24 protein-coding genes and 1 tRNA gene are annotated in these 25,264 nt (G+C 65.0%); 11 read left to right on the top strand and 14 right to left on the bottom strand.

Annotated elements, in window-relative coordinates; all coding sequences use genetic code 11:
- Nucleotides 1-198 precede the first annotated feature (198 nt).
- From CXQ89_RS16025 to tadA, 3 genes are all read right to left on the bottom strand, one after another.
- Nucleotides 199-286: transfer RNA gene (locus CXQ89_RS16025), tRNA-Ser, on the bottom strand.
- Between the two features lie 74 nt (nt 287-360).
- Nucleotides 361-846, bottom strand: coding sequence for a pyridoxamine 5'-phosphate oxidase family protein (locus tag CXQ89_RS16020; RefSeq protein WP_104161987.1), 486 nt, complete (start codon nt 844-846; stop codon nt 361-363).
- Nucleotides 847-907: 61 nt separating this feature from the next.
- On the bottom strand, nt 908-1,378 hold the full coding sequence (gene tadA / locus CXQ89_RS16015) for a tRNA adenosine(34) deaminase TadA (RefSeq protein WP_372434203.1): 471 nt from the start codon (nt 1,376-1,378) through the stop codon (nt 908-910).
- 96 nt (nt 1,379-1,474) lie between these two features.
- Between tadA and upp the strand changes: the two genes are divergently transcribed.
- From upp to CXQ89_RS16000, 3 genes are all read left to right on the top strand, one after another.
- Entirely contained in the window at nt 1,475-2,110 is a 636-nt protein-coding gene (gene upp, locus CXQ89_RS16010) for a uracil phosphoribosyltransferase (protein ID WP_104055807.1), read from the top strand.
- Between the two features lie 517 nt (nt 2,111-2,627).
- Complete coding sequence (locus CXQ89_RS16005) at nt 2,628-3,491, top strand: winged helix-turn-helix domain-containing protein (protein WP_104161986.1); 864 nt, start codon at nt 2,628-2,630, stop codon at nt 3,489-3,491.
- 58 nt (nt 3,492-3,549) lie between these two features.
- Entirely contained in the window at nt 3,550-4,074 is a 525-nt protein-coding gene (locus tag CXQ89_RS16000) for a histidine phosphatase family protein (RefSeq protein ID WP_104055810.1), read from the top strand.
- Nucleotides 4,075-4,086: 12 nt separating this feature from the next.
- On the opposite strand, the gene CXQ89_RS15995 is transcribed toward CXQ89_RS16000, so the two are convergent.
- The 3 genes from CXQ89_RS15995 to CXQ89_RS15985 form a co-directional block, all read right to left on the bottom strand.
- Complete coding sequence (locus CXQ89_RS15995) at nt 4,087-6,162, bottom strand: YhgE/Pip family protein (RefSeq protein ID WP_104161985.1); 2,076 nt, start codon at nt 6,160-6,162, stop codon at nt 4,087-4,089.
- On the bottom strand, nt 6,159-6,929 hold the full coding sequence (locus CXQ89_RS15990) for an ABC transporter ATP-binding protein (protein ID WP_104161984.1): 771 nt from the start codon (nt 6,927-6,929) through the stop codon (nt 6,159-6,161). Before CXQ89_RS15990 ends, CXQ89_RS15995 begins: the two co-directional genes overlap by 4 nt.
- Before the next feature lie 109 nt (nt 6,930-7,038).
- A complete protein-coding gene (locus tag CXQ89_RS15985; protein ID WP_104161983.1) occupies nt 7,039-8,511 on the bottom strand; it encodes an NAD(P)/FAD-dependent oxidoreductase in 1,473 nt (490 codons plus the stop codon).
- A gap of 193 nt (nt 8,512-8,704) precedes the next feature.
- Here CXQ89_RS15985 and CXQ89_RS15980 point away from each other — a divergent pair, with 193 nt between their 5' ends.
- Nucleotides 8,705-9,571 (top strand): alpha/beta fold hydrolase, encoded by an 867-nt coding sequence (locus CXQ89_RS15980; protein WP_104104839.1) that lies wholly within the window; start codon nt 8,705-8,707, stop codon nt 9,569-9,571.
- A gap of 129 nt (nt 9,572-9,700) precedes the next feature.
- Here the strand turns inward: CXQ89_RS15980 and CXQ89_RS15975 are convergent, their stop codons facing one another.
- The 8 genes from CXQ89_RS15975 to CXQ89_RS15940 form a co-directional block, all read right to left on the bottom strand.
- Complete coding sequence (locus CXQ89_RS15975) at nt 9,701-11,416, bottom strand: bifunctional 3-(3-hydroxy-phenyl)propionate/3-hydroxycinnamic acid hydroxylase (protein ID WP_258060160.1); 1,716 nt, start codon at nt 11,414-11,416, stop codon at nt 9,701-9,703.
- A 138-nt stretch (nt 11,417-11,554) separates the two neighbouring features.
- On the bottom strand, nt 11,555-12,310 hold the full coding sequence (locus CXQ89_RS15970; protein ID WP_104161982.1) for an IclR family transcriptional regulator: 756 nt from the start codon (nt 12,308-12,310) through the stop codon (nt 11,555-11,557).
- A 92-nt stretch (nt 12,311-12,402) separates the two neighbouring features.
- Nucleotides 12,403-13,428 (bottom strand): 4-hydroxy-2-oxovalerate aldolase, encoded by a 1,026-nt coding sequence (dmpG, locus tag CXQ89_RS15965; RefSeq protein WP_104104841.1) that lies wholly within the window; start codon nt 13,426-13,428, stop codon nt 12,403-12,405.
- Nucleotides 13,429-13,437: 9 nt separating this feature from the next.
- Nucleotides 13,438-14,334 carry an acetaldehyde dehydrogenase (acetylating) gene (locus CXQ89_RS15960; protein WP_237687264.1) on the bottom strand — a complete coding sequence of 299 codons (897 nt, stop codon included), beginning with the start codon at nt 14,332-14,334 and terminating at the stop codon, nt 13,438-13,440.
- A 186-nt stretch (nt 14,335-14,520) separates the two neighbouring features.
- A complete protein-coding gene (locus CXQ89_RS15955) occupies nt 14,521-15,363 on the bottom strand; it encodes a 2-keto-4-pentenoate hydratase (protein ID WP_258060159.1) in 843 nt (280 codons plus the stop codon).
- A complete protein-coding gene (locus CXQ89_RS15950; RefSeq protein WP_104104842.1) occupies nt 15,360-16,301 on the bottom strand; it encodes a 3-carboxyethylcatechol 2,3-dioxygenase in 942 nt (313 codons plus the stop codon). The genes CXQ89_RS15955 and CXQ89_RS15950 overlap by 4 nt, the downstream gene beginning before the upstream one ends.
- A gap of 90 nt (nt 16,302-16,391) precedes the next feature.
- Nucleotides 16,392-16,841 (bottom strand): PaaI family thioesterase, encoded by a 450-nt coding sequence (locus CXQ89_RS15945; protein WP_104055826.1) that lies wholly within the window; start codon nt 16,839-16,841, stop codon nt 16,392-16,394.
- 112 nt (nt 16,842-16,953) lie between these two features.
- A complete protein-coding gene (locus CXQ89_RS15940) occupies nt 16,954-18,333 on the bottom strand; it encodes an MFS transporter (protein WP_104161980.1) in 1,380 nt (459 codons plus the stop codon).
- Between the two features lie 284 nt (nt 18,334-18,617).
- Here CXQ89_RS15940 and CXQ89_RS15935 point away from each other — a divergent pair, with 284 nt between their 5' ends.
- The 7 genes from CXQ89_RS15935 (at nt 18,618) to CXQ89_RS15905 (ending at nt 25,241) form a co-directional block, all read left to right on the top strand.
- The gene (locus CXQ89_RS15935) at nt 18,618-19,985 is read left to right on the top strand and encodes an aromatic ring-hydroxylating dioxygenase subunit alpha (protein ID WP_104055830.1); all 1,368 of its coding nucleotides are present in this window, start codon (nt 18,618-18,620) and stop codon (nt 19,983-19,985) included.
- Between the two features lie 28 nt (nt 19,986-20,013).
- Complete coding sequence (locus CXQ89_RS15930) at nt 20,014-20,364, top strand: bifunctional 3-phenylpropionate/cinnamic acid dioxygenase ferredoxin subunit (protein WP_104055832.1); 351 nt, start codon at nt 20,014-20,016, stop codon at nt 20,362-20,364.
- Between the two features lie 69 nt (nt 20,365-20,433).
- Entirely contained in the window at nt 20,434-21,645 is a 1,212-nt protein-coding gene (locus CXQ89_RS15925) for an NAD(P)/FAD-dependent oxidoreductase (protein WP_104161979.1), read from the top strand.
- A gap of 28 nt (nt 21,646-21,673) precedes the next feature.
- Nucleotides 21,674-22,240, top strand: coding sequence for a 3-phenylpropionate/cinnamic acid dioxygenase subunit beta (locus CXQ89_RS15920; protein ID WP_237685784.1), 567 nt, complete (start codon nt 21,674-21,676; stop codon nt 22,238-22,240).
- 108 nt (nt 22,241-22,348) lie between these two features.
- Nucleotides 22,349-23,200 carry an SDR family NAD(P)-dependent oxidoreductase gene (locus CXQ89_RS15915; RefSeq protein WP_104055835.1) on the top strand — a complete coding sequence of 284 codons (852 nt, stop codon included), beginning with the start codon at nt 22,349-22,351 and terminating at the stop codon, nt 23,198-23,200.
- Nucleotides 23,197-24,777 carry a long-chain fatty acid--CoA ligase gene (locus CXQ89_RS15910; protein WP_104161978.1) on the top strand — a complete coding sequence of 527 codons (1,581 nt, stop codon included), beginning with the start codon at nt 23,197-23,199 and terminating at the stop codon, nt 24,775-24,777. The genes CXQ89_RS15915 and CXQ89_RS15910 overlap by 4 nt, the downstream gene beginning before the upstream one ends.
- A gap of 2 nt (nt 24,778-24,779) precedes the next feature.
- Entirely contained in the window at nt 24,780-25,241 is a 462-nt protein-coding gene (locus CXQ89_RS15905) for a hypothetical protein (RefSeq protein WP_104161977.1), read from the top strand.
- Nucleotides 25,242-25,264: the final 23 nt, after the last annotated feature.

Here is a 25,264-nt window from a genome sequence, read left to right as displayed (position 1 = left end):
TGATCCGGCCCAGGAAAACTAATTGATCAGTTCCGGCCCACGACCGGGCGGGTCGCGGCCAAGTCCGTGCGGCCGAGGCGCGACGTCAAGGGCCGCTCTGAGAATCCTGTTGCTGGTGCGTTACCGCTGGACTTATTCTCGACAAGGAAAAAGACCCCGGTTCCCTGTGTTTACAAGGGAACCGGGGTCTTTCTCATCTGGCGGTGACGGTGGGATTTGAACCCACGTTGGCTTTCACCAAACAACATTTCGAGTGTTGCACCTTCGGCCGCTCGGACACGTCACCATCGCGTCAACCTTACCGGGTCGGAGGCCAATGCCCCAAAACGGCCGGGTCTGCAGTCCGGGCGGTCACCGAAACTAGAGGTCGACGACGTCGTTCTTGCCGATGTTGGGGGTGTCACCGGTGACGGCGCTCTTGGCAATCTTGAACATGGTGGCCACCCGGGGTTCGTCCGAGGCCCAGTATTCAGCGGTGTCGGTATCCACCTTGATCAGTGCAATCGACGGGTCCTCGCGCCCCTCGTCGAACCAGGCGGCAACCGGAGACTTCCACAGCTCCTCGATCTTGCCCTCGTCCTTGGTAATGGTGGCCTTGCCGCTGATGGACAGGTATCCCTTGGAATCATGCACCGAAACATTCACGTTCGGGTTGGCCCGGATCTCGTCCGCCTTGGGGGAGGGGTCCTGGGTGAAGAACCACAGGTTGCCGTCGGAATCCGTTTCCTGCAGCTGAAGCGGCCGGCTGACCAGCTTCCCGCTTAGATCCTCAGTGGTCAGCTGTGCGATATCGGCGTGCTCGAGAATCTTGACGACTGTATCCAGTCCGTCCTTGTCTGAACTCATAACTGAACTCCTTGGGTATCGGGTTCTAAGTTAGTAAGCCTACGTATGAATCCCGCAGCTGTCAGCCTGATCGCCGAGAGCCGAAAAAGTCAGTGAGCAACTTGGCGCACTCCGCCTCGCGGACCTCCGGGAAGACCTCCACCCAATGGTTCAGGCGGCGTTCGCGAAGGATGTCGAACACCGATCCGGCAGCCCCGGCCTTTTCATCCCACGCACCGAACACCACCTTCGGGATCCGGGCCAGGACAATCGCTCCGGCGCACATCGCGCACGGCTCCAGGGTGACCACCAGGGTGCAGCCCTCCAGCCGCCATTCCCCGACGGCGGCAGCGGCCTCGCGGATGGCCACCACTTCGGCATGAGCGGTCGGATCGCCCGTGGCCTCGCGTTCATTGCGGCCGGTGCCGATCACGGTTCCGTCAGGACCGACGACGACGGCGCCGATCGGCACGTCCTGTGTCACCAGGGCGCCGCGCGCCTCCGTCAGGGCAAGATCCATCCAGGACTCGTGCTGTGCGGTGGGGGGCATCATGGTCCTATCTTCCCGCAGGTTGCGGCCGGGCCCGGAAAGCGGTCAGGATCCCCGCACCGCAGGGGAGGGACCGGCTGCGGGTGGTATTTTTGAAGCATGCGCGTACTTGTAGTGGATCACCCCCTAGTTGCCCACAAACTCACCGTTCTCCGCGATAAGGACACCCCTTCACCGGTGTTCCGCCAGCTCACGGAAGAACTCGTCACCCTCCTGGCCTACGAAGCCACCCGCAACGTCCGCGTTGAGCCCGTTCAGATCGAGACTCCGGTCACTTCCGCCGTCGGCACCGGCCTGGTCAAGCCGACCCCGCTGGTGGTGCCCATCCTGCGGGCAGGCCTCGGAATGCTGGAAGGTATGACCCGTCTGGTTCCCACAGCTGAGGTCGGCTTCCTGGGCATGGCCCGCAATGAAGAAACCCTCGAAGCCATCACGTACGCTGAGCGGCTCCCGGATGACCTCACCGGGCGCCAGGTATTTGTCCTGGATCCCATGCTGGCCACCGGCGGAACCCTCCGTGAAGCCATCAAGTTCCTGTTCAAGCGCGGAGCTGCAGACATCACGTGCATCTGCCTGCTGGCCGCACCGGAAGGGCTTGAAGTGCTGAAGAAGGAACTGGCCGACGCCAATGTGACCATTGTGCTGGCCTCCATCGATGAGCGCTTAGATGAGAAGTCCTACATTGTGCCGGGCCTGGGCGATGCCGGGGACCGGTTATACGGCGTCGTGGACTAGTCATCCGTTCCGTGAGGAACCGTAACTAGTCAAGAGAGTCGTCCAGTATTTGGACACTTGCCGAATTGCTTGACTCGCACCCGTTTATAAGATCACTTATGGACGGGTGCGTTTTTTTCCCCAAAAAGTCCCTGCAGAGGCCGTGCGGAACCCAAATGGCGCGTCCTCGAAAGGGTGCACCACACCGCCAGTCAAAGGGGAGAAACAGTGAAGTAGGTCACATTTAGACCGAAACGTTCCACATGGTGAGACAACTGTCGCAATGTTACTTGCGCTACACCCTTTGTTACATGCAATAATCCGTAATGTGAACATCCACACGACAGCACCTGTCGCAGTCCTTCCCTTCGGCTCAGCCGTTGAGAAGCCGTGCTGTTGTCGAATGCACGCCTGACTGACCCACCCCCCTCTTTCAGGCACCACTCAGGCCCAATGACGGGCGAAACTGCGCCATCTCGACTTGGGCACACCCCCAGCATTCGAGCGTGATGACGGTAATTCACATTGAGGTTGCAACATGTCAGTAGCATCAGGGTACGTACACATCTCACTGCGCAATGCGCAGAACCGGGCCGGCGCAGCGCGGCAGGGCGCCATAGGGGACTTCCCCCGACAGTACGGGGCCCAGGGGTACGCACCGCAGCAGTACGGAGCCCAGGGGTTCGGCAGGCCGGAAACCCGCCTGCAGTCCGTTTCTTCCACGAATGAGGCTTCGCCCATGACGGCACCCACCGCGGTCGTAACTCCCAACGGGATTCCGGGTCCACAGTCTGTCAGCAATGACACCGTTGCCCGCGGCTTCGTTATCTATGTGGGCCTCGACGAGGGTGCGGCGGCAGCCAATGGAACGTCGCTGACTAAGCTCGCCCAGGAAGTCCGCGCCTACATTCAGACGCTGTGCCCGGGTGCCCAGAGCCACGCGGCGGTAGCTTTGGCGCCGGCGGAAGCGGCCGGCTCCGATATCGACGTCGTTCGCCAAGCCCTGGGTGATCCCACGGTGCAGCGCCGCCCCCGCCCCGAAGCTGCCCAGCCGGTCCAGACCCAGAGCGCACCCCGGCCCTCCGGCGTCCTCATTGATCTCTCCCGCCGGGAAGTACATCTGGACGGCGACACCTTGAATCTGACCTTCAAGGAATTTGAGCTCCTCAACTACTTGGTGGAGAACGCCACCCGCACCGTTGGCCGTGAAGAACTGTTGGCCGGGCTGTGGCGCAACGCCGAGGAAGTGCCGAATGAGCGCACCATCGACGTTCACATCCGCCGGCTCCGCTCCAAGCTGGGCCGGCTGGCGAACACGGTGCGGACGGTCCGCGGCCAGGGCTACCGCTTCTACGAGCACCCCGAGGTTGTTGTCTGGGCTGCGCCCGAATACAGCATCTGATGCGCAGGCGGTGCCGGGACCGGATATCCGATCCCGGCACCGCCGATAGACTGGGCCAATGAGCGGCCACCACCTGAAAAAGTTGATGCTCCTGCGGCACGCGAAGGCGGACTGGCCCCGGGACGTCTCCGACCACGAACGCCCCCTGTCCGGCAGGGGACACCGCGATGCACCGCTGGCCGGACGCTGGATGGTGGAACACAACTCCATCCCGGACTTCATCCTCTGCTCCTCGGCGCTGCGGACCCGGCAGACCTGCACCTGGATCTGCGAGGAACTCGGAGACAAGGGCCCAACACCCAAGCTCGAGGACGGGCTTTACAGTGCGCCGGCCACGCAGATCCTCAGCATCATCAACAACGTGCCGGAGACCGTGACCAGCCTGCTGGTCATCTCGCACCTGCCCGGCGTGCAGGACCTGGCCATGCGGCTGGCCTCGGTCGATTCCAATGAAGACGCCGTCATGGAGATGGCCACGCGCTATCCCACCTCCGGCCTGACCGTGATGCAAACGGACAAGCCGTGGGCCGAACTCGACGGACGCGACGCCAAGGTCACGGACTTCGTAGTCCGCAGGGCATAACCGCCGCCGGGACTACACGGCTATTTCCGGCTGCAGCGTCTTCAGCGTCCACATCTTGTGCTTTCGAGCCGCGAGGGTGGACAGCACAAGTCCCAGCACGGTGTAGCCCGCCAGACCAAGAGCCACGACGCCTGCCTGGCCCGGGTCGCTGCCGTAGAGCAGCTGCCGCAGGCCGCTGACCACATGCCCCATGGGCAGCACATCGTGGGCGAAATGCAGGGGAGTGGGAATGGTCTCCCAGGGGAAAGTTCCGCCCGATGAAACCAGCTGGAGCACCAGCAGGACCAGGACCACAAACTTCCCCACCGATCCGAGCAACGCCACAATGCCCTGAATCAGGGCCGAGAATGCTGTAGCGGCGAGCAGCAGCAAGCCCCAGGCGAGCACCGGGTGGGCGGGGGAGAGTCCCAGCCCGAAGCGGACCACGGCATACAGCACGGTGGATTGCGCGACGGCGACGGCCAGGAACGGAAGCCAGCCGCCCAGGGCGATCTTGAAGGCAGGCGCATTGGAGGCCAGTGCACGCCGGCTGATCGGGCGCATCGCCTGAACGAGCATGAAGACGCCGACCCACAGCGCCAAAACCAGGAAGAACGGGGCAATGCCGGCGCCATAGCTGTCCGCTTCGTTCTGCGCGACAGTGTTGACGCTGACCGGATTGGCGATGACGCGTGCAGCATTGGCACGCTGCTGCTCGTCGGGGTTGGGAACGCTGCCGGCGCCTTCTGCGAGTCCGGAAGACAGTTCCTCGGAACCGCCGGCGAGGGTCGTCAGTCCGTCGCGCAGGGTGGCGGCCCCTTCGGCTGCTGAACCTGCGCCGGCGGAGAGCTGGCCGGTGCCGGCGAGGGCATCCTGCTGGCCGGCTGCCAGCTCCGCAGAACCGGTGGACAGCGACGCCGTGCCCTCCGCCAGGGCGCCCGCTCCGGCAGCGGCATCGGAGATACCCCCGGTCAGGGACGGAATGCCGGCAGCAAGCTGCCCTGCGCCGTCGGCCACTTGGCGGGAACCGTCCGCGAGTGCTTGAACTGAGGCTGCGGCCGCGTCTAGTTGGGCGGCGATGTCAGGGGACGACGTGCTGCCGCCTTCCGCGGCGGCGGCAAGCACCTGATCAGCTTGATCCTGGGTGAGGACCCCGCTGGCCACGAGTTCCGCCGTGGAGGCCTGAAGCTGGGCGGCAGCGGCGTCCTGAGCTGCTTTCACTCCGGCAACGGCGCTCTGGAATTCGGAGTTGAGGGCGGAATTACCGGCCGCAACCTGTTCGGCACCGGTGGCCAGTGTTTGTGTCTGATCCGGGAGGGCGGCTGCACCGGCGTTCAGCTGGGACAGGCCGGCCGACAGCTCGCCGGCGCCGGCATTGAGATCAGCGGCGCCCGCGGCGAGGGATTGTGAGCCGGTGACGAGCTGCTGCTGTCCGGCGTAGAGCTCCGCCGTTCCGCTGCGCAGCGTTTCCAGGCCTGTCGCTAGCTCCGTGGCTCCGGTCTCGGCCTGCGCCGCTCCCGCGGCCACTTCCGCTGCGCCGTCAGCGGCGTCCGATATCTGGGTGTGGATGGTGCTGAAGCCCGTCAGCAGCTGATTGGCGGTTTCCTCGCCGACTTCGGCTGCCACGGTGTCGTGGACGGAGCCGGTGAGCTTGTCCACGATGCTGCCGAGCAGATAATTGTTGGCGTCGTTGGTGGTGACGTTCAGGATCCCCTGGCGTGCGGTGTCAAGGTCCGACGGCGACGCCAGGGAAGCTGAGAAGTCTGCCGGGATTTTCAGGGCGAAGGAATAGGTGCCGTCCATGACGCCTGCGTCCGCAGCATCCGGGTCCGACACCAGCTCCCAGTCAAAGGTGCCGTCCTCGAGCAGGGAATCGGCAACGGTGTTTCCCACCTCCAGCCGCTCGCCGTCGTCGGTCTGGGCGCCCTCGTCCTCCATCACCAGGGCGGCGGAAACACCGTCGAGGTTTCCGTAGGGGTCCCAGTTTGCGTAGAGGTACACCGCGCCGTAGAGCAGCGGAACCAGCGTGAGGGCAACGAGAGCCAGCTTGGGAAGCAAGCCCCCGGTCATTCGCTTGAGCTCGGAGAGAGCCAGCCGCAGCGTGGTCACGCGGTCACTTCCGTTTCGGCAGGGCCGGGGGCGGCCGGGGCGTGGTTGTTGGAGGGGTCAGGAGTGCCTGCCTCGGCAGCGATCACTGCAGGGGACGGTGCGGTTGATGCAGCGTTCCCCGCCCGGGCCGTTGGCCCGTTCCATCCGGGAGGAAACTGTGCGACGGCGGCAATCACCGTCAGGTTCCGCCCGGCAGTTCGCCGTCCCTGCCTGGATGCGGCATCCGCCGCGGCGGCTGCCACGGCATCCTGCAGTACCGGCAGCCAGGCTCCGGGGTCGCCCTGATGCCGGTCCGGGGAATCCAGGACGAGTTGGTCGATCCGGGAGTCGGCCAGCGCCAGGGCGGTCAGCAGCCGGATCCGGTCCGAAGCGGGTACCTGCTCCATCCACAGGCCGCTGGAATTACTGAATCCCAGGTCCTCGAGCCAGCGGGCGGGGGAGGTTTTGGGCCGTTCGGCACGGGGAATCAGGGCAAGATCTTCCGCCACCAGATCCTTTACCCGCAGATGCAGTTCGGGTTCATTGACCTCGGGGGAGTCCACCAGCGCGCTGCGGCGGCGCAGGTGTCCCACGTGCGTGTCGCCGTTCCAGTGCAGTGAGCCGCTGGTTGGTTTCATTCGGCCGCTGAGCGTCAGGGCCAGCGCGGTCCGTGAGGAGGCATCGTCGGCCTGGACCAGAAGGACCTCTCCGGGGGCCGCCACCAGAGAGGTGGGAGCAAGGAGATCACTGTGGCGGCCTTGAACGTACAGGGTTTCTGCGGTCAGCATGTGCGGCTTCTGGTTGGGGGGAGCCGCGGCGGTGCCCGGTCGGCTACCGAACATCCTAATCAAACTGACCAGTCAGTACAAAAACGTGTCGTGGCCTCTCAATGCCGGGCTACAGGCCGTACTTTTCCAGCAGCCGCAGCCAAATCTCGCTGATCGTGGGGTAGGCAGGCACTGCGTGCCACAACCGTTCCAGGGGCACTTCGCCGGTGACGGCAATAGTGGCTGAATGCAGGAGTTCGGACACATCCGGGCCGGCGAAGGTCACACCGACCAGAACCCTGCGGTCTTCATCAACCACCATCTGCGCCCAGCCCCGGTAGTTGTCAGAGTGCAGTGCGGAGCCGGCCACGGACAGCTCCAGCGAGGTTTCGGAGGCGTTGATACCGTCCGCCCGCGCCTGTTCCAGGGTTAGACCGACCATGGCAAGCTCCGGATCCGTGAAGACCACCTGGGGAACAGCAGCATGGTCGGCGCTGGCCGCCGCCCGGCTCCAGGTGGCCGGCGCCTCGGAGGGAGGCAGTTCTCCCCGGGCCCGCGCGGCGATGGCAGTGCCGGCGGCCCGTGCCTCGTATTTGCCCTGATGGGTGAGCAGCACCTTGCCCGCGGCGTCCCCCACCACGTAAAGCCAGTCAGTTCCGTCCACCAGCCCGGAGTCATCCGTTTCCAGCCTGACCGATTCCGGCCGCACCCCATCCAGCTCCAGATCCTCAAGCCCCAGGTTCGCCAGTGCCGGCGTCCGGCCGGTGGCTACGAGCAGCCGGTCGGCAGTGAGCACGGAGCCGTCATCCAGTCCCAGCTCCACTCCGCCGCCTACACCCGGACGCACATAATCCGTCCCGGTGTGGGTGCGGATGTCCACGCCGTCTTCCGCCAGCCCAGCCTTCACGAGCTCCCGTGCGGGTTCCGGATACTTCTCCAGGACGTCGTGCCGCGCCACCAGGGTCACTTGCGAACCCAGCCGCGCCCATGCCTGGGACAGCTCGGTGCCTGCCACGCCGCCGCCGAGCACGATCAGCCGGGGCGGCACCTCCTGCGCCGAAGTGGCTTCCCGGGTCCCCCAGTACTCGATGTCGTCCAGGCCCTTGAGTGGAGGAGGAGTCGGCACGGACCCGGTGGCCAGCACCACCGCGTGGCGGGCGGAGATGGTGACGGAACCGCCGTCGTCGTACTCCACCCGCACCTGCCGCGGACCCGTGAGCCGACCCCGTCCGCGCACCAGGCCGATTCCCGTATCGCGGACCCAGTCCTCCTGCCCGGAATCATCCCAGTGCGAGGTGAAACTGTCGCGGCGTTCCAGCACCGACCGCGCGTCGAGGGTGCCGGTCACCGCCTCGCGGGAACCCGCGACGGATCGCGCGGCGTGCAGCGCAGTGCCCGGACGCAGGAGGGCTTTGGAAGGCATGCAGGCCCAGTAGGAACACTCTCCGCCAATGAGGGAAGGCTCCACGAGGATGGCTTCCAGACCGCCCTGGACCACCCGGCCGGCCGCATTCTCACCCACCGCGCCGCCGCCAAGGACGACGACGTCGGTCACCAGTTGCTGCGGGCGCTGTGTTCCGGAGGTGTGCTCCTGATCAGTCATGCAAAGAGCTTGGCATGTGCCGCCTGCGGACGGAACCCCGGTATCGTTCCACCCCTCGGCACGCTGGCGCCGCTGCTGCCTCCGGCGTACCTAGGCTGGAAGGAAGGACCGCTGCGCACTGCGCAGAGACCGCCGTGATCCATGCCGCCGGACCGTCAGGCCGGGGCGCGTTGACGAGTTAGCAGGAGTGCCCATGACAACCGTACAGATTCCCGATTACACCACCGACGCGTTTTTCGGCCTGGAAGACAAATGGCTTGAGACTGCTCCCGGCGAGGTCACCCACTATCACGAGCTTGGTGAAGGGACCCCGATCCTGTTCCTGCACGGTTCCGGCACCGGAGTCACCGCCGCTGCCAACTGGTGGCTGAACCTGCCGGAGATCTCCGAGCTGGGCCGCTGCATTGCCATCGACTCGATCGGTTACGGCCAGTCCATCGTGGCGCCGGGCACGGAATACGGCATCAAGGAATGGGTCCGCCACACGGTGCGTGTCCTCGATGCCCTCGGCATCGACAAAACCTGGATCGTGGGCAATTCCATCGGCGGCTGGGTGGCCATGCAGTTCGCCATCGATTTCCCGGAGCGCCTGCTGGGCATTGTTTCCATGGGCACCGGCGGTGCCAAGAAGACAGCCGCGCTGTCCGGTCACGCCAAGCCTGAGCTCTCCGAAGCCGGTATCCGCCGCACGCTGGAACAGTTTGTGGTCGACAAGTCACTGGTCACGGAAGAGCTGGTTTCCCTGCGGTACCAGGCGGCCCTGAACGACACCGCTTCGGACCGGCTGGTGGAGGTCGTCACCGCCCGCGACCGCGACCGTGACGCCCTTCCGCTGGACTTCGACGTGCTGGCCAAGCTCGACATCCCCGTACTGCTCATTCACGGGATGCAGGACGTTGTCATCCCGCCGTCACGGACCTGGGAACTGCTGAACGTCATCCCCACGGCGGACGCCCACATCTTCAGCCAGTGCGGTCACTGGTCCCAGGTGGAGCGGGCCGAGGAATTCAACACTGTGATTAAGCAGTACCTCGCGGCGCAGGGCGTCGGCGCCAAGTAGGACACGCAGCAGACCAACCTGAACGACGACGGCGGCCGGCTTCCCAAGGGAGGCCGGCCGCCGTCGTTGGTGGGCAGTCCTTACACAGTGCAGTTCTGCTCAGCGCAGGTCTGTTCAGTGCGATTCTTCTCAGCGCAGCGTGGCGGGCTGCGGATTGAAGGACATGGAGGCCAGAATGGCGTCCAGGGTGGCCGGCCCGTCCTGGGTCAGGCATGCTCCGGCAACAAAGCGGTCCGGGCGCAGGAACACCATCGGCGTGGGGCGGTCGTCAAACCATTTCTTCATCCTGCCGGTGGAATCACCAAGCACGAGAACGTCCTCACCCATGCTCTTTTCCGCCCATTCACGCTGCGTTTCCGGCAGGATGCAGACGAGGTTGGCGCCGAGGGCGCGGAGTTTTTCCAGCGATGCTTCCGGCAGCACATCCTTGGGACTGTTGCCCCAGACGATCACGGACCACCAGTTGCCGACGGCGTCATCGAGCAGGACGTCGTGGCCGTGCCGGAAGTTCACGCGTGGCTGCGGGAACTGAACGCCCACCGGAGAGACCCGGCTGTTGGCAGTGCGGACCGGAATCAGGTTCCCGCCGATCCGCGCTGCAGCCCGGCCCGGGGTCCTGGTTCCCGGGTCGGCCAGGACGCCCTGCGTGTAGCGGGGCATCGGCTTGAACTTCATGTCCGAGAAGTAGCTTTTGACGGACGGAAAGAGGTTCAGGACCGAAGAGGCGGCGTCACGGCCGGCCGCCAGCAGCGGGTTGGTGATCTTGATGATGTTGCCGAAGGTCAGGGACAGATCGACCATGGCCTTTGCGTGCTCGCGGCGTTCCGAGGTGTAGGTGTCCAGCAGGTCGTCGCCGGCCTGTCCGGAGAGGACCGAGGCCAGCTTCCAGCCGAGGTTCGTGGCGTCGCGCATTCCCGAGTTCCAGCCCTGGCCCATCCACACCGGCATCAGGTGGGCCGCGTCCCCGGCCACCAGCTGGCGTCCCCTGCGGAAGGTCCCGGCCACCCGCCCGTGGTGAGTGAAAACCCTGCGGCGGATGAAGGACAGCTGTGAGGGATCCGGGACATGGTCCTTCAGGAGCGCGTTGACATAGTCCGGATCGGTGACCTGGTCCTCCGTCTCATGGTCATGGAGCATGAATTCCCAGCGGCGCACGGCATGCGGCAGGCCAATCGAGACATAGGGCCGCTTCGGATCCGCGCCCAGGAACACGTTCGGGGTGCCCAGGGGATCGTTGTTAACGTCCACGACCAGCCATCGGGTGGCGGGAGACTCGCCGTCGAACGTGGTGCGCAGGCGCTTGCGGGTGGGGGACTTGCCGCCCTCACAGCCCACCAGGTACTGCGCGGTGAACATGTGCTCCCGGACCTCGCCGTCCGGTCCGGACACCAGGGCTGTGGCGGTGACGCCGTCGGCCGTCTCCAGCACCTCTTCAACGCGGTGGCCAAACAACACCTGGACGTTGTCGAAACGGGCCAGGCCTTCAAACAGTGCGCGGTCCACGGCGGGCTGGATAAACCCGTGTTTCCGGCCCCACCCGAACTCATCCGTTTGCGGGTTGTTGACCAGGATGACCTTCCCGGACCCGTTGACCAGGCGCATGATGTGCTGCGGCGTCGTGTGCGGCAGGACGGAATCCACCAGGCCAACGGTCTGGATGGTGCGGAGCGACTCATCATCCAGGCCAACTCCCCGGGGAAAGTCGATGAGCGTGTCCATCGCTTCCAGCACCGTCACCCGGCGGCCGTACATGCCAAGGATGTTTGCCAGCATCAGTCCGGCGGGACCGGCTCCGATGATGAGGACTTCGCTGTCCTTGGGTGCGGTGTCCTGCGGTGTGTTCACGGATAGCCCTTTCAAAGCGTCAAAAGTCTTCGTGTAAATAACGCTCACGCATACGCGTTATTTACACAGAACTAGATCCACATCACACCACCAGGATGTGACGCAGGTCAATGTGGCGTGCTGAAGGGTGGAACAGGCTTAGGCGAGGAGTCCGGTGATTCTTGAGGCGGCGGCCTGCAGCAGGGGAACTGCCGTCTCGCCGAGGTTGCTTCGTGCGGAAATGACGTTCAGGCAGGCAGGAACGCCGGATATGGCGGCGTCGAGGGGAACTGCCAGGCCGTGCATGTTGGGTTCCACCTCGCCGTACGTGCCGGCAAAACCTTCGCGGCGGACCCGGGCTACGGACTCGGGTTCGCCCGGAACTTCAGGGTCGGCCGCGAGCAGGGCGTGCCCGGCCGCGCCGATGGCCAGAGAGTGTGAGCTGCCTTCCGAAAAGGTCACGTGGTAGGCGCCGTCCGCCGGGGAGATCACGGCGAGCGCAACGGCCTCCTGCCCCTGCCGGACGATGAGCGAAACCGTCGCGCCCAGCTGATCGGCCAGTTCCCGCAGCAGCGGCCTCGCGGCGGCAGCGAGGGATGAATGCGCGGCGGAGGACAGGGTCAGCAGTCCTGCAGCGCCGCGGTAGCGGCCGTCAGGGCCCCGGTGAACCAGGCGTGCGTCCTCCAGGGTGTTCAAAAGGCGGTAGGCAACCGTGCGGTGGATTCCGGCGTGCTCGGCGACATCCGCCACGGCCATGCCGTCCGGTGCGGCCGCCACGGCGCGCAGCACGTCCAGCCCCCGGGCGAGGGTCTGGGATCCTGCGGTGCGGGACTGTGCAGTGCTGGACTGTGCAGTGCCGGACTCAGGAGTGCGGGGCTGGGCGGTGCGTGCCGCTTCGGTCTGATGTTGGGCCACGGTGACGATCTTTCCACAGGAACGCTGGAGGCAGGGTCCGCGGGATGCGGAACCCTGCCTCGTCTGTTGGTGCTGGTCTGCTGCCTGGCTGCTTACTTGGCGCCGGCAAGCTGAACGGCGACATCCACGATCATGTCTTCCTGGCCGCCCACGTACCCCGCCTTGCCGATTTCCTCCAGGATCCGGTACGCCGGAACACCGTAGCGGTCAGCTGCGCGCTCGGCATGGATCAGGAAGGAGGAGTACACACCGGCATAGCCCTGCATGATGGAGGCGCGGTCCATGACGGGCATACGGGTGATGAACGGCTTTACGACGTCCTCGGCCGCAGCCATCAGCGCCTGGGTGTCCACGCCGGTGGCGATGTCCAGGCGGTCGAACGCGGCTGCAAGGACCTCGGTGGGGGAGTTGCCGGCACCGGCGCCCAGGGCCACCAGGGTGCCGTCGATCTGCTTGGCTCCGGCACGCACGGCAAACACCGAGTTCGCCACGCCGAAGCTCATGTTCTGGTGGCCGTGGAAACCCACCTGCGCGTCATCGCCCAGTTCGGACACGAGGGCTTCCACACGGTCGGACACGTCCTCCAGGATCAAGGCACCCGCGGAGTCCACCACATAGACGCACTGGCAGCCGGCGTCGGCCATGATCCGTGCCTGCTTCGCCAGGTTCTCCGGGGTGGTGCGGTGCGAGAGCATCAGGAAGCCCACCGTTTCCATGCCCAGCTTGCGGGCGTGCTGGAAGTGCTGGATCGAGATGTCTGCCTCGGTGCAGTGGGTGGCAATGCGAGCCACTGATGCACCGGCGTCGTGCGCCTGGTTCAGGTCATGGATGGTGCCCAGCCCCGGCAGCATGAGGACGGCAATCCGTGCCCTCTTCGCCTCGTCCACTGCCGCTTTGATGAGGTCCAGTTCCGGTGTCAGGGAGAACCCGTAGTTGAAGGAGGAACCGCCCAGCCCGTCACCGTGGGTGACTTCAATGACGTCAACGCGGGCGTCATCCAGGGCCCGGACCACGTCGCGGACGTGGCGTTCCGTGAACTTGTGGCTCATGGCATGGGAGCCGTCGCGCAGGGTGGTGTCGGTGAGGCGGACGCTGAAGGGCGCAGTCGTGGTGCTCAAGGGATGCTCCTAGTTGCTCTGGGTGCCGGCGGCGGCCAGCTCGGCGGAACGCTCGTCCATGCGCTGTGCGAGCAGGTCGGCGGTACGGGTGGCGGCGGCGGTGATGATGTCCAGGTTCCCGGCGTATTCCGGCAGGTAGTCGGCGGCGCCGGCCACCTGGACCCAGATGCCTACTCGGCCGTTGCCGCCCCAGTCCTCGCGGGCGGCGTCGAACTGCGGAGCCACGCGCAGCTCATAGCCGGGCACGTAGTCGCGGATCCTGGCTGCGGCTTCCTCGATGGCTGCCCGGATGCGGTCCTGGGTGTCACCGGGCTCGGCGGCTTCTGCCGGGATGGAGCAGTAGATGGTGTTGCGCATCATCATGGGCGGTTCCACCGGGTTGATGATGATGATGGCCTTGCCGCGCTTGGCGCCGCCCACCGCTTCCAAGGCCTTCGCCGTGGTTTCGGTGAACTCGTCCACGTTGGCGCGGGTGCCCGGGCCGGCGGACTTCGAGGCGATGGAGGCGACGATTTCCGCGTACTCCACCGGAACAATCGAAGACACTGCGGCAACAATCGGCGTGGTGGCCTGGCCGGCGCAGGTAATCATGTTCACGTTCATGACGTCGGTCAGCGAATCCAGGTTTACCACCGGGGCCAGGTACGGCCCGACGGCGGCCGGGGTCAGGTCGATGGCGCGGATGCCGGCGGCCTCGTACTTCGGGGCGTTGGCTTCGTGGGCTTTGGCGGACGTGCACTCGAACACGAAGTCCGGCAGTTCATCCTGGGCCAGGAGCCAGTCAACGCCCTCGGCGGAGGTGGTCAGTCCCAGGCGGGCGGCGCGGGCCAGACCGTCGGAAGCCGGATCCACACCGATCATGTACTTGACCTCTACGTTTTTGCTGCGGCGCATGATCTTGAACATGAGGTCGGTGCCGATATTGCCGGAGCCGACGATCGCAGCGGTCTTCTTCTTGGGCGTTTGTGTCACGGGAGCTGTTCCTTTGCGGAAGAGGGCGGCTGCTTCACAAGCAGCGGGGCCGGCGCGGAAGGGCGCCGGCAGCCCGAAATCAGATGAACGTTCTATGAAGCGGTGATCTGTAAAGCAGAGTCAGATAAACCGGATGGTGAGGGACCCCAGGTCCCCGAAGTGGGCCGTGGCTGATTCGCCGGCAACGACGGGAAGGGCCCGGGTGAAGGAACCGGGCAGGATCAGCTGTCCGGCTTCCAGTGCCACGCCCTGCTCGCCCAGGACGTTGGCCAGCCATGCCAGCGGGGCCACCGGGTCACCCATGACGGCGTCACCGGTTCCGGTTTCGCGGACCTCTCCGTCGATGAGCAGTGAGCAGGTGACCGAGGCCAGGTCCTCGACGGAGACGGGCAGGGCTGTGGTGCCCACCGCAATCGCGCCGCAGGAAGCGTTGTCCGCCACGGTGTCCAGGAGTTTGATATCCCAGTCGGCAATCCGGGAGTCGATGATCTCGATGGCGGGGTAGACGGCGCCGATAGCGGCGCGGGCCTGCTCCAGGGTGACACCCGGACCCTGCAGGGTCTCCTGCAGCACAAACCCGAACTCGGGCTCGACCTTCGGCGAGATGAAGTCGCCGGCGGGCACGGCGTCGTCGTCGTGGTGCACCATGTCGGCGAAGAAATAGCCGAAGTCCGGCGAATCCACACCGAGCTGGCGCTGCATTGCCGGGGACGTCAGTCCCACTTTGCGTCCGGCCAGAATCCGGCCGCCGGCAAGGTGCCGCTCCAGCTGGCGGCTCTGGATCATGTAGGCGTCATCGAGCGTCAGGTCCAGCACCCTGTCCCGCAAAGGAGCCACGGGAACCAGCGTCCGGGTGGCTTCGAAAAGCTCGTCGGCCAGACGGATCATTTGCTCGCTGCGGGTGGCATCAGCGGACGGGTTGGACGTCCAATCCGCTGCGCCGGCCTCTGCTGCCGCCGTCACGGGACCAGCACCGCCGTGGTGACACCGAAGCCGGCAATGTATTCCTTGATCGGCTTATAGAACTCATAGGTCACTTCATACTCGCCGCAGGCCCGCAGCGCGGAGTAAGCGGCAACCCAGGTGCGTACCTCGTGGGAGGAATGGCCGGCGACGGCGTCCATTTCCGCGGGGACATAGGCGTCGAACCGGGAAACGTCGCCGGACCGGCAAACGTCCAGGAAGGCGCGGTCCCATTCCGGATTGAGGTCCATGATGTCGGCCTCGCCGCGGGCAAAGGCCTTTGCGGTGTCGATGGTGCGCTGCTGGCGGGCGGCCCGGGCTTCAGGGGTGGGGTGGCGTCCGTCGGTGAGGAAAGCACGCTGCTCTTCGGTGGCCGTGGCGATCTGCGGAACGGGCGGATCATGGGACAGCCCGCCGGAACCAATGAACAGGACTTTCTTGTCGCTGTTCTTGAAGTAGTTGCCCACTGCGGTGCCGAACTCGCGGATCCGGCTCATCTTGGAGAAGGGCGGGGCCACCGAGTTGATGAACACGGGAATGACAGGAACTTCGCTCAGGTCGCCGTAGATGATTTCCATGGGCTGGACGGCGCCGTGATCGACTTCCATCTTCCGTGAAATAGCGGTCTCGATGTCCTGGTCGATGACATACTGCGCCAGCTCATGGGCGATGTCCGTCGGGACGTTCAGGGGGCCGTCCCAGGAATCGTAGTCGCCAGTGCCGTGTGCTTCGTAGCCGATGCAGAAAGGCGGCATCAGATCGTAGAAAAAGCCGTTGTAGTGGTCCGGACCAAAGTTCACGATCAGGTCCGGCTTGAACTCGGCGGCGAACGCCCGTACCTGGTCGAAGGCCGCCTCAACGGCGGCTTTAACCTCGGCCGGCGGATCGGTGTGTTCGAGCAACGGGCTGTGTGACATGCACACGAGGGCCTGCTTCATGGCATTACTCCTTTGGATCGTCCTGCATTCATTGCACACCCGGCGGCGTGAGTCCTCCGCACGCCTGTTCCGTCCTGCGGTACGCGGGGCCTACTTGCCCAATGAGCGTTCCTTGAGCACATACGTAAACGTGGAGTGCACCAGGTCCTTGCCGGCTGCGTCACGAACCGTCACCTCGGCCACGGCCACGGATCCGCCGCCGCGCAGGATGCGGGCCGTGGCTACGGCGGGGGAGGCCTTGGAGTTGGACATGAAGTTCAGGCTGGACTGAACGGCGAGCGGGAACTGGCCGGACCCGGCGTAGGCCTGCATGGCAAGGAGAGTTCCGGTGATGTCGGCAGCACCGAACAGCGCGGCCGCGGAGAACATTCCGTTGGCCTGGGCCAGCGGATCGGTCAGCGGCATGCTCATGCTGATCGATTCACCGTCAACGGCGTGCGGTTCCAGGCCGAGGGTGACAGCGATGTCGTCGAAACCGCGCGCGGCGGTGAACTTCTCCATAAAGGCGGTGAAGTCTTCGAGGGTAGCGGGCAGTGCCATGGGCGAATCCTTTGAACGTGTTGGGGGTCTGTATCTTCCTGCAACCCTAACGACGGCGGCACCCGGCTCTTGAAGCCGGGTGCCGCCAGGCAGAACAGGAGCAGGTGCCCGGTTATCCGACCGAAGCCAAATCGGCGTCGTCGCGGGCGGTCTGCTCGCGGGCCGACCTGCCGCGTGTTTCCTTGGAAAGGATCACTGACGCGGCGCCCACCGCAATGAGCGCGATGAAGTACCAGGCAATGTTGTCCGTGCCGCGGCCGTTGTCCAGATCGATCAGCCAGGTGGCCAGCAGCGGAGCCGTGCCGGCGCCCAGCACCGAACCCAGCTGGAAGGTCAGCGAAACGCCGGTGTAACGGTCCTGGGTGTCGAACTTCTCCGCCAGGAAGGCGCCGATCGGGCCGTACATCGAGGCCTGGATGATGGGGTTGCCCACCATGAACGCCAGCGCAATCAGCCAGAAGCTGCCCGAGTTGAACATCGCAAACATGGGGAACACCAGCGCCACGGAGATTCCCGCTCCGGCGAGCATCACCGGGCGGCGGCCGAACTTGTCGGACAGCCAGGCAAAGAACGGAATCGCAAAAATGTGCACGAAGGAGGACGCCGTGAGCATCATCAGTGCCGTCTGCCGGTCCACGGCACCGGTGCCGACTACGTAGGGGACCATGAAGACGGCGAGGAGCGCCTGCATGAAGAGCGGGCCGGCGGCAGCGAGAATGCCGTAGAGCGAGGACAGGGGGTACTTCTTCAGAACCCGCAGGATCGGCACGCCCGTGTGCACCGTTCCCGCCGCACGTGCCTCCACGAAGTCGGGGGACTCGGTGACGCGGTAGCGCAGGTAAAGGCCGATAATCACCAGGGCGGCGGAGAGGAGGAAGGGAATGCGCCAGCCCCAGCTGAGAAAGTCGTCCTCAGGCAGGCCCGCGAAAAGGCCAAGGATCAGCGTCGCCAGCACCGAGCCGGTGGGACCGCCGGTGACGGCGATGGACGCGGCAAAGCCGCGGTTCTTCTCCTTGACGTGTTCGGCGGCCATCAGTGTGGCACCGGCCCACTCACCGCCGACGGCGAGGCCCTGGACCACGCGGAGGAAGACCAGGAGCAGCGGCGCGGCTACGCCGATGGCGGCATACGTGGGCATGAGCCCGATGGCGACGGACACCAGACCCATCATCATCAGGGTGATAAACAGCATGTTCTTGCGGCCGTACTTGTCACCGAAATGGCCGAAAAGCACGCCGCCGATGGGCCGTGAAATGTATCCGGCCAGCAGGATCACGAAGGACAGGATGGTGCCCAGCGTGGGATCCATGTCTGCCGAGAAGAACAACTTGGGAAAAACCAGGCCCGCGGCAGCGGCATAGAGAAGGAAGTCGTAGTACTCGACAGTCGAGCCCAGGAAGCTGGAGACGAGCGCGCGGCGCGAGTCCTTCCCGGTGGTGTGGTGTCCTGCCGCGGTCGGGGACGGAGGCAGGGCGGCGGATGGTGATGGCATGGGGTCTCCCGGAAGAAATGTGCAGATAACTCCTATGAGCCTGATGGGCGTGACGGGCATCACCCCAGTGGCCGTGCCGCGGTGTGGAACACGCGACGGTGAGATTTAGCTCCTCCGGGACCCGGATTGCGCGGCCCCGCGGGGCCTAAACACTATTTGACAAAGGTCTTTGTCCTAGTGTTCGGAACGCTGGTTGGTGTCCGGCCTGTAACCGGGGTGAGATGGAACCAACGCAATTGTGCCGACCGGCGCCTGCCGCCGACCCGTCAGAAGGAATGATCCACATGAGCACCGAGGACTCCTGCCCGTCGAAGGCCAATCCGGCCATTGGTCGGCTGCCGCGCCCGGCTTCCATGAACACCAATGTCGATGTGTCCACGCTGGTGGACACCGACGGCGGAATGATTGACCGTTCCATCTACACCGACCGGGGCATTTACGGCCAGGAAATGCGCCGTGTGTTTGCCCGCAGCTGGCTGTTCCTGGCCCATGAGAGCCAGTTCAAGAAGCCCGGCGACTTCTTCACCACGTTCATGGGCGAGGATCCGGTGATTGTCACCATGGACAAAACCAAGACCATCCGCGCCTACCTGAACTCCTGCCGGCACCGCGGAGTCCGCCTGTGCCGGGCCGATGCCGGCGCCACCAAGATGTTTACCTGCACGTACCACGGCTGGTCCTTTGACCTGGCAGGTGCCCTGCAGTCCGTGCCCAATGAGCAGGCCTACCCGGAGGATTTCGACCGGAAGGACTGGAGCCTCATCGACGTGCCCAGCCTGGCCACGTACAAGGGACTCATCTTCGGAAACTGGGACCCCAACGCCGAACCCCTTGAAGAGAGCCTGGGGGACATGCGGTATTACATGGATGCCATGCTCGACCGTGATCCCGAAGGCACCGAGGTCATGGGCGGGGTCATGAAGTGGGAGCTGGAGGGCAACTGGAAGCTCGCCGCTGAGCAGTTCGCCACGGACTGGTACCACGTGAACATGTCCCACGCTTCGGCGCTGATGGTCATGTCACCCACCGGGCGCGGCCCCAAAGCCGAAATCGCCGCCACCCCGGGCCGGCAGTTCGTGGCGCCCAACGGCCACGGTGCAGGATTCCCCACCCATCCGAAATCCCGTTTCGATGCCGGCCCCGTCCACGAGTATTACGACTACCCGGCCCTGCGCGAGCGGCTGGGCGATGCCGCCGTGGAAGGTCCCATGACCACCGGGCACGCCACGGTGTTCCCGAACTTCTCCTACCTTCCGGTCAATGGATCCATCCGCGTCTGGCACCCCAAGGGACCGGACAAGATTGAGGTCTGGGCCTGGATCCTTGTGGACAAGTCCATGCCGGATGAGGTCAAGGACGCGCAGCGGCTGTACAACCTGCGCACCTTTGGGCCCTCGGGCATCTTCGAGGCCGACGACGGCGAGAACTGGTCCGAGGTCCAGGCCATCTCGCACGGCTTCGTGACCAACAGCGTGCCGCTGAACTTCCAGATGGGCATTGGCAGCGAACGGAACGACGGCGTGTACCCCGGCCAGACCTCCGAGCTGTACTCCGATGCCGCCGGGCGCTCGTTCTACAAGCACTGGGCCGGGCTGATGAATACGCCGGCCTGGCATGAGCAGGGCAAACAGAGCCAGCAGCCGGGGCAGTAACAGCCATTTTTGAGTTAGGACTTTTATCATGAGCGAAGCAATCAACCTGGGCAGCATCGACGACATCGACGAGGGCGAAGCGAAGGTGGTTTCCGGAGCCGAAAACGGCACCGGGGAGGACATCGCTGTTTTCCACGCCGAGGACGGCAATTTTTACGCCCTCGATGACAACTGCACCCACGAAACCGCGTCCCTGGCGGACGGCTGGATTGAGGGAACCGAGGTGGAATGCCCGGTGCACTCCGCGAAGTTCTGCCTGAAGTCCGGAACCGCGTTGTGCATGCCGGCGACGATTGCCGCGCGAACCCACAAAGTAGTTGTCGAAGACGGTGAGGTGCTGCTCTACCCGAACACCTCAGCAGTGCCGGCGTCTGCCTGACCACCCGCGCTACGGCCTGAACCGGCCACCGCTGCACCGAGCTGTACCGATCTGCAAGGAAGAACATTCATGGCGCTTGAATCAGTCATCGTCGTAGGCGGCGGGATGGCGGGCTTCACTACGGTCAAGGACCTGCGAGCCCGCGGTTTCGAAGGAACGCTGACGATCGTCGATCCGGAGGGGCTGCCGTACGACAGGCCTCCGCTCAGCAAGGATTACCTCCTCGGCACCCGTACCGGCGAGCAGATCCAGCTGGCGGACGCGGCCTGGTTCGAGGAACAGGACGTCCGGGTGATCACCGGCAAAGCCGTGGCCCTGCGCCCGGACGAGGGCATGGTGCTTCTGGAAAGCGGACGGGAGCTGTCCGCTGACAAGATTGTGCTGGCCACCGGCGGCGCGGCCCGGCGGCTGGCCATCCCCGGCGGCGACCTCGAGTCGGTCCTTGAACTGCGCAACCGTGCGGATGCGGACAATTTGCGCAGCCTGCTGCGGCCCGGAGTGCACCTGGCCATCATCGGGGCCGGACTGATCGGCGCTGAAACGGCGTCATCGGCGCTGGCATTCGACGCCGACGTGACACTGATCGATCCAGTGGAGCCGCCCCTGGTTCCCGCCGTCGGGCTTGCCCTTGCCGAGCGGCTGCATCACATGCACGGTGCCCGCGGCATCAAGGTGGTCACCGGCGTCCCGCTGGCCATCAGCGCCGGGGAAACCGGACACCGCATCGAGATGGACAGCGGCGAAACGATCACCGCAGATCTGGTTCTGGTGGGGATCGGCATCGTACCGGAAACCGCGCTGGCCGCGTCGGCCGGGCTGGAAATTGATAACGGGACGCTGGTCGACGACCACCAGCGCACCAGCCACCCCAACGTCTATGCGGTGGGCGACTCCTCCCGCACCCGGCTGCCGGACGGTACGCTCCTGCGCCGGGCCGAGCACTGGGAACACGCCATGCACACCGGATCCACGGCTGCCGCGGCCCTGCTGGGGCAGGACCTGCCCGTCCACGGCGCTTCCTGGTTCTGGTCCGACCGCCACGGCGTGCACGTTGAAGGCGCCGGATCAATGCTCGGTGACGGGACCATTGTGGTGCGCGAGAAAGACGGAGTCCCAGTGGCGAGCTTCCGGTTGGCCGACGACGGCACCATGGCCGGCTGCGCCGCCATCGACGGCGGATTGACCGTCCGCGCTGCCCGCCGCATTATCGACCGCGGCATCCGGGTTGATCCTGCCCTCCTCGCGGATCCTGCCGTCGACCTCAAAAAACTTGCCCGCTGATCCTTTTGACGAAACGTGAGCTGACACGATGACCGAGACCATGGCCCCGGCTGCGGGCACCGACATTCCACCGACGGACGGCCAGCTGGTCGACTCCGAGCTGGCGTACCGCGTCCAGCAGTTCTACTTCCGCGAAGCTGAACTGCTCGACGACGGCCGCTTCGCGGACTGGCTGGAAGTGTTCGACGACGATCTGTTCTACTGGGCGCCGCTGCGGACCAACAGGCTGCGCCGCCAGGCCGCCCTCTCCGTGGGAGCCCAGGGGGAAGCCGCCTACTTCGACGAAACCAAGGAGTCGCTGGCCTGGCGAATCCGCCGCTACGACTCGGGGATGGCCTGGGCCGAAGACCCGCCCTCGCGCACCCGGCACCTGATTTCGAACGTCACCGTCCACCACCAATCGGACGGAACGCTCAGCGCCCGGTGCGCCTTCCTGGTGTACCGCAACCGCCTTCAGACGGAAACCGACATTTACGCCGGAGGACGCACCGACATCCTGCGGATCCAGCCCGACGGCGGCTTCAAGGTGGCGCGCCGGGAAATCATGTTCGACGCCAACGTGCTGCAGGCCAAAAACCTCAGCACGTTCTTCTAAGACACCCTCCAGGCCCGGTGGCCAGCCAACTCCGGAAACATCTCTCCGGGGTTCTGTTCCGCTGCGCGTCAAACCAGCACCTTCCACATCTCAGTATGAGAGGTACACATGTTTGCAACACAGCAGGCCGGCTGGCTGCAGGGTGACGTAGCCCTGGTCACCGGCGGCGGCTCCGGAATCGGACAGGCGGTGGCCGAGCGCTATCTTGCCGAAGGGGCCTCCGTTGCCATCTTTGGGCGCGACGCCGACAAGCTGAAATCGGTGGTGGAGGCTTCCTCCGCCCCTGAACGGATGCTCGCCCTTCCCGGCGACGTGCGCAGCAGCGAAGATCTGCAGGACGCCGTCGCACAGACGGTGGCCCGGTTCGGAAAACTGGACATCCTGGTGCCCAACGCCGGGATCTGGGACTACAACCGGTCCATCACGCGCCTGAACGGGCAGCAGCTCACAGACACGTTCAACGAACTGTTTTCCATCAATGTCCTGGGATACCTTCTGACCGTGCAGGCTGCGTGGCAGGAACTGGTCAAGACCCGCGGGAACGTGGTCATGACGCTGTCCAATGCCTCCTTCCACACCGCCGGCGGCGGACCCGTCTACACAGCGTCCAAATTTGCCGGCCGGGGACTCGTCAACCAGCTGGCCTACGAACTGGCCCCGAAGGTCCGCGTCAACGGTGTGGCCGTGGGCGCCATGAACACCGATCTCCGCGGCCCGGCCTCCATCGGACTGAATGAACGAACCATCTCCGACTCGTTCGCCCGGTCGGAGATCACCGGCAACAACCCGCTGATACCCCTGCATGACGCCTCCGTGGAGCCGCAGGACTTCACCGGCTCCTACGTGCTGCTGGCATCACGCCAAAACGCCGGCAATATCACCGGCGCCATTGTTCCCGTTGACGGCGGCATCGCCGTGCGCGGGTTCGGAGACCGCGCAGCGGGAGGCGACCAGCTGTGAGCCAGGACATCAACCTCAATCCGGTAACGGCAGTGCACCGCGTTGCCGCTTATGCCCCGGACTCGACGGCCCTGGTCTACGAGGACCGGGAGATCAGTTATTCGTCACTGCTGGCGGAAGCCGGACAGCTTGCTGCCGCCCTGCGTGACAGGGGGGTGGCCGAGGGGGACCGGGTCGCTTACCTGGGACTCAACAGCCGAACCTTCGTCAGCACCATGCTGGCCGCCTGGTGGGTCGGCGGAGTTTTTGAACCGTTCAATTTCCGGCTCGCTCCGCGTGAAGTGAGTGTTCTGATCCAGCGTTCCACCCCGAAGGTGCTCATTGTTGAGCCGTGCCATCAGGACGTCGTGGAAATCCTGTCCGGATACGACGGTTTCCAGGCCGACGATCTGGCACTGGTGCTGGTGGACAACGATCCGGCCGTTCCCCCGGCGCCCGAATTCTCACCGATCTGGACCCTGCTGAGCGATTTCCTTGGCACCGGGGAAGGACCTGCCCCGGAGGTTACCCCGCGGGTGCATGACGATCTGGCTATCCTGATGTTCACCTCAGGAACCACCGGCGTGCCCAAGGGTGTGCAGCTGTCTTTCGGAAACCTGTGGTGGAACTCCGTCAACGTCGATTCGCTGGTGGATACCCGCCGCGGGGACGTCAATCTGGCCGTCGCCCCGCTGTTCCACATTGGCGGGCTGAACGCCCTCACCCTCCGCGTCCTGGCTCGGGGAGGAACCACGGTTATCCGCCGGACCTTCGATCCCCGGCAAACGCTGCGGGACATTGAGCAGCACGGTGTTGCACAGGCGTTCCTGGTACCTGCACAGCTTTCAGCCATGCAGCAGGCGGAGAACTTCGAAGAAGCCGATATTTCAAGCCTGAGAGCCCTCATCTGTGCGGGGGCGCCGGTTCCGCCGGTGCTGCTGAAGCAGTATGAAGGCAAGGGGGTCCGTGTCCAGCAGGCCTGGGGGCTCACGGAAACAGCGCCGTTCGCCACGTATCTCCCGGCGGAACTGACCTACGCCAAAGCCGGATCCTGCGGCATCCCCATGCCGTACACCGAAGTGCGGATTGTCGATCCCACCACCGGCAACGACGTTGCGGAGCGCGGCAGCACCGGTGAGATGTGGGTGAAGGGGCCAAACGTCACGCCGGGATACTGGAATGACGGTCCTGCCACGGAAGCGGCCTTCAACGACGGATGGTTCCGCAGCGGAGATATCGGATACCAGGACGAAGACGGCTTCTTTTACATTGTCGACCGGCTCAAGGACATGATCGTGACCGGCGGAGAGAACGTCTATCCCGCCGAGGTGGAGCGCGCCCTCATGGAGTTTCCCGGTGTCCTGGATGTCGCCGTCGTCGGCGTCGAAGACAGCAAATGGGGAGAATCCGTTGTTGCCGTCATGAGCTGCGTGGACGGAATTGTTCCGGACATCGAAGAGGTGCGTGCGTTCACCGGAACGTATTTGGCCCGCTACAAACTGCCCAAAAAGCTGGTGCTGACGGGTTCCGTTCCCCGTAACGGTGCAGGAAAACTGAACAAGATAGCCATCCGCGAGATGGCATCGGAGGAGAACTGACGATGTCTGCCGACGAAGTTGACCTTTTGAAGTGGCCTGCCAGCCTGCCTGCGACCTGGGCTGCCGTCCCGGTCCAGCCTGCAGGGGGTTTTGCCGAAGCCTTTGCCGTCACGGAGGCCGGGGAGCCCCGCGGTGTGGTGCTCGTTGACTTCGTGGTCCGCGGAGAGCTTGATGCAGCCTATCCCGCGTCGGTGCGCGACCGTGTTCTGCAGCCTTCGGCAGACGCCGCCGCGGAAGCCCTGCAGCTCGTCTCGGAACAGGTGATGGCAGCAGATCCGCAGTGCCGCCGCCTGGTCATCGCCACCGCAGAAGGCGATGTGGCGGAGATTGCCCGCGCGGAACGGGCCGGGTACCGCTACGTTGTGGACGTGGATTTGCCGGACCGGTCGGTGTCGCTGTTGGCCGCCGAACCGGCCTGGGTGCTGGAAGAATCCCGTCGGATCGACGACGTCCCCACCCGCTGACACGGCCGCCGTCGTGCTGGCCG

Origin of the sequence: Arthrobacter sp. ZGTC212 (assembly GCF_002929255.1) — a bacterium.
Classification (GTDB): Bacteria; Actinomycetota; Actinomycetes; order Actinomycetales; family Micrococcaceae; genus Arthrobacter_B; species Arthrobacter_B sunyaminii.
This window is presented reverse-complemented; position numbering and strand designations above follow the sequence as displayed.